Origin of the sequence: uncultured Campylobacter sp., assembly GCF_938040115.1 — a bacterium.
In the GTDB taxonomy this organism is placed as follows: Bacteria; Campylobacterota; Campylobacteria; order Campylobacterales; family Campylobacteraceae; genus Campylobacter_A.
This window is the reverse complement of the sequence record NZ_CALHXD010000082.1, coordinates 1-5,224: the sequence shown is the minus strand read 5'-3', so window position 1 is coordinate 5,224 and position 5,224 is coordinate 1. Positions and strand designations below refer to the sequence as shown.

The 5,224-nt window shown below is 43.6% G+C and carries 2 protein-coding genes and 1 pseudogene; all 3 read right to left on the bottom strand.

Going from position 1 to position 5,224, the window contains the following annotated elements:
- On the bottom strand, window positions 1-344 hold a 344-nt coding region (locus tag Q0314_RS03065; protein WP_298056383.1), incomplete at its 3' end, for a hypothetical protein.
- Window positions 345-771: 427 nt separating this feature from the next.
- Window positions 772-2,235, bottom strand: a pseudogene (locus Q0314_RS03060) (DNA translocase FtsK); the annotation flags it as partial.
- A gap of 820 nt (window positions 2,236-3,055) precedes the next feature.
- The coding region (locus Q0314_RS03055; protein WP_298056380.1) for a flagellin at window positions 3,056-5,224 on the bottom strand (2,169 nt) is incomplete at its 5' end.

The following is a 5,224-nucleotide window of genomic DNA, read 5'->3' as shown; positions in this document are numbered from 1 at the left end:
GCTCCACCTTTTTCTATTTCTTCAGAGTTATACATAGTTGGCATAACATCTTGAATTTTTTGATTAGTAATTCTTTCAAGAAGTTTCATATATCCACCATTTTTAGCTACATATTCATCTTCTTTTAACCAGTCATGTCCTTTATATTGTAAAGTTCTATAAGCAGCTTTAGTAATTACATCATTTTTTAAATCAAATTGAACTTCAACTTGAGTTTCTTGATTAGAAATATAAACTCCTCTGTAAGTTCCATCTGGATATTGAGCCTTAGCTACTGGAGCTTTTTTAGCTGCAACAGCTGATACAGCAGTTAATAACATAAAAGCAAGTAAAAATTTTTTCATAATAATACCCCCTAAATAAAAATATTCTTTACCTATTGTATAATAAATATATTCATAAGTCAATTATTTTATTAGTCAAAATATAAATATAACTAATATTTAAAAGATATTTTTTAAATTTTCTTTTAGTTTTTCCAAATTCAACCCTTTAAAAATTCATTGGTAAACTCAATTTTGTTTGGTATCGTTGATACTAAATTTATTAAATTTACTCTAAACAAACAGAATTTAGTTTAATAAATTTACCTTTTTACATCCTTTGATATGAAATACGACGTGGATTTTTATTTTACCCAATTCTTTGGCATTAATTTTTAAGATACACAAAAGCCGTCACGGACGCAACTATAGACAAAATAACCATAAAAGTTATGGCTAAGATTTTGACGTCTTTTCGCAAATTTTAGTCTTCTTTGTGCGGGCAAATTTACAAAATATCCCTCTGTCCTTTTGCGTTCATCGGGCTTAGCACGCCCATTTGCTCCATTTGCTCGATGATCGTAGCGGCACGGTTGTAGCCGATTTTTAGGCGTCTTTGGAGGTAGCTGATCGAGGTTTTTTGCTCGCTTAGCACGATCTCTTTAGCCTCTTCATATAGCTCGTCTAGCTCGCCAGCTATGGCGCCGGAGCCTGTACCCGTACCGCCGTTAGCGCCATCCTCGGCTAAAAATCTCTCGTCGTAGACCACCTCTTGCTGCGCTTTTAGGAAATTTACGATCGTGTCGATCTCCTTTTCGCTCGCAAAGGGCGCGTGCAGCCTGATGACGCCGGGACTTCCCGGAGGCGTAAATAGCATATCGCCACGCCCTAGCAGACTCTCAGCGCCCATTTGATCTAGGATTACCTTGCTATCGATGCGCTGACCGACGCGGTAGCTGATACGGCTAGGCAAATTTGCCTTGATTAGCCCCGTCACGACGTCCACGCTAGGGCGCTGGGTGGCGACGATGAGATGTATGCCGCTAGCGCGCGCCATCTGCGCTAGACGCCCGATATATAGCTCCACGTCCTTGCCGCTAGTCATCATGAGATCGGCTAGCTCGTCGATGATCACGACGATATATGGGAACTGCTCGCCACCTTCTTCTCTCATCTTTTCGTTGTAGCTTTCGATATTTTTGGTACGCGTATGACTCATGATCTTGTAGCGACGCTCCATCTCGGCGACCATATTTGATAGCGCGGTGATGGCCTGCTTGGCCTGCGTGATGACGGGCGTGAGCAGGTGTGGGATGTCGTTATAGATGCTAAATTCCAGCATTTTTGGATCTATCATCATCAGGCGCAGCGTCTGCGGGCTGTTGCGATATAGCAAGCTTAGCAGCATCGCGTTTATGCCTACGCTCTTGCCGGATCCCGTCGTGCCCGCGATTAGTAGATGCGGGAGCTTTTTTAAATCGGTGATAAAAGGCGCACCGACGATATCCTTGCCCAGCGCGATAGTTAGCGGACTGCTCGAATTTTTGAAAACTTCGCTATCTAAAATTTCTTTCAGATAGATGGTTTCTATATTTTGGTTCGGCACCTCGATACCTACGACATCTTTGCCCGGTATCGGCGCCTGGATGCGGATAGTCTGAGCGCGCAGAGCCATAGCTAGGTCGTCTTGCAGGGTTAAAATTTTACTCACCTTGATGTGCGGCGCAGGGCGAAACTCAAATGTCGTAACGATCGGCCCCGTGTACGTTCGCACGACGTCGCCGTCTATTTTAAATTTACGCAGCTTATCTAGCAGATCGGAGATCTTTTGATCGATTTCGACTTCGTTTACGCTGTTTGATCTCTTAGGCGGATCGGCTAAAAATTTAAGCGGCGGCAACGCAAAATCCTTAGGCTTTTCGACCTTGCCTTTTTCGATTTGTTCGAGCAGTTTTTTGTTTTCGGCGACTTCATTTAAAATTTCGACGCCGTTTATAGTTGTGTTTTTTTCTTCTAAATTTGACTCGCCTTCATCCTGCGCTTCGTCTTCATGATCCGGCTCGCCTTCATCCTCTAGTTTCTCGCCGTTTTCCTCGCTCAAATTTGACTCGCTTTGAGCTTTAGGCTTTTTGATTTGTCTAGGTTTTTTTTGCGATTTTTGCTTAATCTCGGCTTGGTTTTCAAATTTATCTTCATTGGCACTGGGCTCGACGAAAGCCTTTTTTAGGATAGCTATGATGTTATCTTGCGCGATGAGGCCAAAGCTCAGCACAAAAAGCATCACGATAAAAACCCACATGCCTATCACGCCGATAACGTCTTTTAGCGCCTCGTTTGCGCTATTTGCGACTAGTCCGCCGTAAATAGCGTTTGAGCCTGATTGAAACATCAAAAACGCTAAAAAAAGCAGCGCCGCTCCAAGCGCGGTTTGGGCGAATTTTGCATCAAAGCCGTCAAAATATTTGTAAATATAATACGCAAAAAATATAAAAACAAACGGATAAACGTAAGCTATAAAGCCAAAAAGCTTGAAATTCCAAAGCCCGATCGCGTTGCCGAAGCTCCCGACGAAATTTGCCGCGGGTGCGATGGTAGCGATCCCAAAAAATATCAAAAAACAAACGACTACGACTAAAACCGATTCTCTTAAAATGGCGCGTCCTTTAAATTCGGTAAATTTAAAATTTGCGGGAGAGCGAATTTTAGAGCCGAATTTATCAAATTTGACCCCATTTTCGCTCCGCCCGCTTTGATAACGAAACTTTAATAAAACGGTAGATTATAGCGAGTTTTTACATATAGTTTAATAACGAAAGCTGGTTTATCTTAGCCACGGACTGCAACATCGCCTGATACGACATCGTTTTTTGCATGAGATTCATATAGGTCTCGCCGTAGTCGGCATTCGTGATGTCGGCCTTGACGGTTTTTACGTTTACTTCCATGACGCTAGCATGCGTGTTGGTTTGCGTTAGCGTGTTTGTTTGATTGCCCACTTTAGTATGGATTTTATTTACGTGATCGGCGATGTGATCTAGCCTCTCGATCGCGCCTTGGATACCGGAATTGCGCGGATGTTCGCTCTCGCTGTCGGCGCGGTACTGGCCACTTCTAACGGCCTCTATCATCCTATCCAGGTCATCAAAAATATCCACGCTCGGGCTATCTATTTCGATACCGTTGTTTGCGGAAAAGTTCCATAGTGAACCGTCTCCTTGCATGGTTGCAGGCGTCGCACCGGTGCTATCTCCGTAAAACTGATCGGAATTTACCTCGTCATAAATTCCGACTTTTATCGGAGTTACGGCGTTTTGCTTATCGGTTACTTTTATGCGGCCGCGGTGATCCATATTTGCCTCTACGCTACCTTGCGATTTTGCTATAGCTTGTTTGTAGGCGACATAATCAGCCTGGGCACTACCGCCGGCGCCCGCAGGAACATTGTCACTAGCTACCATACCGATGATGTCGTTTAGCTGCCTAAAAGTCATATTTTTTGACTGCGTTTCTCTACCCTCGGTGGTCGGCGGGTTTGTGGTGTCGTTGTAAAAACTATCCCAAACCTCGGTAGTGTATGTGGTGCCGTCAGGCCTTGTTATGCTTACCTGAGCATTGCCTGATGTTGCAGGTGGTACGGCGCTACCGAAAATCACGTCCACTTTATAATCTCCGCCGCTTTTAGATTTGATCTGCATTTTTAAGGCTTGGTCGTTTATATCATATTTGTCTCTTTCGCCAGGATATAGCTCTTTTGAGCCCACGACTTGGCTTAGCGTCGTGTTATCGTCGGCAAATTTACCGCTACCGCGCTCTACTTGCGATACAGTGCCTATTAGGTTTCTGCCTTCTTGCTTTAAATTTATCTTGTCGTAGTCGTAAGCGTTTGTAACGGCGCCGTCTAAGTCTTCGTATTTGCTCTTAACGAATTCAGTGATTTCATAGTCGTCTGGGTTTGCCTGCACCATGGCTTCGAGCGGATTTGCGCCGCTAGTTAGGCTATCTACAGTGTCAAACGCACTAGAAGCTCCAGCTATACCGCCAGCTAGAGCATCCGCGTTTGCCACTTTTTTCGTCGCCGCTATCATGTGAAAATCAATAACCTGATTGCCCTTGCTTAGGTCTTTTACGTTGATTTGACCCTGGTTATTTATCGTTACTTCGACGACTTTATTAGTAGGAGTGTTGCCGTATTCGGTGCCGATTTTTTCTAACAGGTCGTTTATCGAAGCGTCCGAAGTCATCTTAAATTTACTCGTAAAGCTAGTGCCGTTTGGCTTTTTACCCTGCAAGAAAAACGTCGTATCCTGAAACTGCCTAACGCCGGTTCCGGTAAAATCCTGATTGGTTAGAGTTTTTTCGTCTTTTACATATTTAAAACCGATTAGATCGCGCATTTTGTGTTCGCTATCGATATAAACGGTCTTGTTTCTGTCGTCTAAATTTTGCACTTTTAGCATTGTGTTGGAGGTGACTTTTTTATTATAGTCGCCGTCCTTGCCCAAAAATAGCTCATGGCCGTTTTGGTTGTAGGTCAAATTTACCTGAGCTCCGCCTACAGCTTTCATAGTTTGCGCATTGCCGAAATACTCATTTGTATCGCCGTTTACAGGTTTTGTATTTATAGCGCTTCCAGAGAATAAAAACTGCCCGTTGATCGAGGTGTTTGCGATGTTTACTAGGTGATTTTTGATGCCCTGAAGGTCGTTTGCGATGGCTTCCCGCGATGTTTGCGAGTGGATTTCGTTTGCACCCTGAACTAGCTTCGTTTTAAAAGTTTCAAGCTGCTGCTTAAATTCACCCAAAGCCTTATCGGTATTTTTTGAAAAGTGTTGCGCCTTTGACGTCGCCGTTTGCACCTGCTCAAGCGTCGCAACCTCGTAATCAAGCCTCATGCCGTCGTTATAAACACTACTATCCTCGAAAGAATTTTGGATTTTTAGACCGGTTGACATTTGATTATT